The organism is Caloranaerobacter longqiensis (assembly GCF_050286925.1).
GTDB lineage: Bacteria > Bacillota > Clostridia > Tissierellales > Thermohalobacteraceae > Caloranaerobacter.
In genome coordinates, this window is record NZ_JBFWFX010000048.1 from 1 (window position 1) to 2,267 (window position 2,267).

The 2,267-nt window shown below is 31.6% G+C and carries 5 protein-coding genes; all 5 read right to left on the minus strand.

The features are described 5' to 3' along the window. Nucleotides 1-145: 145 nt before the first annotated feature. The 5 genes from AB4Y15_RS13855 to AB4Y15_RS13875 all read right to left on the minus strand — a co-directional run bounded on the left by AB4Y15_RS13855 (nt 146) and on the right by AB4Y15_RS13875 (nt 2,141). On the minus strand, nt 146-697 hold the full coding sequence (locus AB4Y15_RS13855) for a host-nuclease inhibitor Gam family protein (protein ID WP_427340935.1): 552 nt from the start codon (nt 695-697) through the stop codon (nt 146-148). Next, nucleotides 698-907 carry a hypothetical protein gene (locus tag AB4Y15_RS13860; protein WP_427340936.1) on the minus strand — a complete coding sequence of 70 codons (210 nt, stop codon included), beginning with the start codon at nt 905-907 and terminating at the stop codon, nt 698-700. It lies immediately after the preceding gene. A gap of 76 nt (nt 908-983) precedes the next feature. Then, nucleotides 984-1,109, minus strand: a complete 126-nt coding sequence (locus AB4Y15_RS13865; RefSeq protein WP_427340937.1) for a hypothetical protein — start codon at nt 1,107-1,109, stop codon at nt 984-986. 14 nt (nt 1,110-1,123) lie between these two features. After that, nucleotides 1,124-1,360 carry a hypothetical protein gene (locus AB4Y15_RS13870; protein WP_427340938.1) on the minus strand — a complete coding sequence of 79 codons (237 nt, stop codon included), beginning with the start codon at nt 1,358-1,360 and terminating at the stop codon, nt 1,124-1,126. A gap of 13 nt (nt 1,361-1,373) precedes the next feature. Next, a complete protein-coding gene (locus AB4Y15_RS13875) occupies nt 1,374-2,141 on the minus strand; it encodes a phage antirepressor (protein ID WP_427340939.1) in 768 nt (255 codons plus the stop codon). Nucleotides 2,142-2,267: the final 126 nt, after the last annotated feature.

Consider the following 2,267-nt stretch of genomic DNA (forward strand, 5'->3'; position numbering starts at 1 on the left):
CATGATTCTTTTTTAGCGTTTTCTGAATAACAGCTTGAAATCTAGCAATTTTCTGCATTGTACCCGCTACTTGTTGTATATCAACATTATCAATTATGCTCAATGCATTATTTACTGGTTGTAATTCTCTTGTACTGTCCACTTATTACACCTCCACAATAAATTCTGGAGCTACTTCTTCAACTCTTACACCTTCAACAATTTCTCCAGTTTCTTTACTTACAACCTTATCGCCTACTACTTCTACATTCTTTTTAAGATTAGCCCAATCAGGTGATTTTTTAATTTTAATCAGATTATCTAATTTGTTTGCTTCTAGCCATTTAACTAGTTTTTCGTCATCTCTTATAAACTTAGGTTTTGATTTTTTCAGCTTTAGAGTGCCGCTTGGTAATTTGTAAGACTTCTGTGTTTTAGTTTCTTTAACTTTTTCTAGAGATTCAAAATACTCTCTCAACTTTGATTCAAAGAAAGCTACTTCTCTATTCATTCTCTCTTCTTCAGCTTGTAGTCTTGCTTGTATCTGCTCTATTTTAGCTTGTGCTACCATACGAAATCTTTCAAATTCAGCTTTAGCCTCTTTAATTTTGTCTAGACACCAGTCTGCATCAAGGTCATTCTTGACCTTCCAACTTTCTTTTGCCTGTTCATCTATTTCTAAAAACTCATTACTTAATTTAATGTCTAACATATTCATTTACATAACCTCCTTAAGTATTTTCTTGATAAGTCTGTTCTCGATTATTTTTTCTTCTATGCTTTTATCTAACTTTTTAACTTCTTCAATATATCCTAGCTTTTCAAATTTCTTTTTATATTTTTTATCTAAAGCTATCAAAAACTCGTTTGATTCTTTACGTCCTTCTAATCTTCCAAGTAGTTTTATACCTTTTTCGTAATAGTTCATAATAACCCTCCGCTCTTGCATTACACCTTGCTTTTAGGGTATAATACAGGTTAGATAGTGTTTTTTCTTCATATGCCTATCTAGCTGCCACTAGATGGGCTTTCTCACTCATGTAGCCTACTATCTTTCCGTCATGTACTATAGTAATAATGCCCTGACTTTTATAGAATTGCACTGCTACCCAAATGCTTATATCATTCATAACCTTACCTCCTTCTATGCTTCTACTCCATGCGGAGTTAGATGTAAATCTAAACTTTCACCTTCAAACTTTAAAATTAATCTATTGTCTGTGACTGTAATCACCGATAAATCTTCTAAATCACAAACATCTCTTACTCCTAAATCACTTACTTCTACTAACTTGTTTTTATTTACAAAATAGTCCATATCATCACATTGTTGATTGAACACTGCTAAAACTTGTTTTAATGATTCGATTAATAAATTCACTTTAAAGCCCCCTTTATGCAGTTTTTTGATTCTTTAATTTTTCGTAAAAATATCTTTGCCCTTTGCCAGTAATCTTAATAGTGCATTTTATTATGTCTCCATGATTATTTGTACTAATTCTAGTCTCTTTTACTTTGAATAACCCCATATCAACGTATCTTTTATAAGCCATCCACTGATTGCTTCCTTTATCTCTATAAATATAACCGTTAGCATGTAACCAACTGAACATTCTATCTTGACCTATATTTATTCCAGCATTAGCTAGTATTTTGCAATAATCTCTAATCAAAATTGCATCTTTACAATTACCTATTGCATTACCAAATTCAGCTGCAGGAGTAAGTTCTTTAACTTTCTTTTCTGCTTCAATTCTTTTCTGTCTTTCTTCTTTTAGCTTTGTAGCAAGCTGTATAAGAAAATCTGGACTAGTTAATGCTTTTTCTAATACTTCATCTGTCATATATGCTCCGTGCTTTCTGATTGAAGGTAATACTTCATCAAACACCCATTTTTCAAATCTTTCTGCACTTGGTAGCTCTGACTTAATAATTAATCTATAAATATCGCCTTCTGGAATAACATTAGTCTCTTGAATTCCACCTTTTGAAGGTATTCCCGCTTTGGTAATACCTCTACAATGTTGAATTACAGCCTTACTAGGATTTTTATATCCTAACGCTCTAGCTACATCTACTCCAACTGCATAAGGTTTACCATTAATTTCAATTATTCTAATCTCGCCAAATTCTTTGTTACTGAAAATTTGTAAATCATTCATCTTTATGCCTCCTCTTTCATAGTTATAAGTTATAATTAATTTTATTTCTTTGTCCCTTCCTGTCTGTTATGGTAAAATTTTGTTGGAAGGGGGAAACAATATGGATAATAAAATCGTATATTTAAA

Excerpts from the sequence above, each read along its gene's own strand:
- AB4Y15_RS13875 (WP_427340939.1), bottom strand. The coding sequence starts at position 2,141 with ATGAATGATTTACAAATTTTCAGTAACAAAGAATTTGGCGAGATTAGA.
- AB4Y15_RS13855 (WP_427340935.1), bottom strand. The coding sequence starts at position 697 with ATGAATATGTTAGACATTAAATTAAGTAATGAGTTTTTAGAAATAGAT.
- AB4Y15_RS13865 (WP_427340937.1), bottom strand. The coding sequence starts at position 1,109 with ATGAATGATATAAGCATTTGGGTAGCAGTGCAATTCTATAAAAGTCAG.
- AB4Y15_RS13860 (WP_427340936.1), bottom strand. The coding sequence starts at position 907 with ATGAACTATTACGAAAAAGGTATAAAACTACTTGGAAGATTAGAAGGA.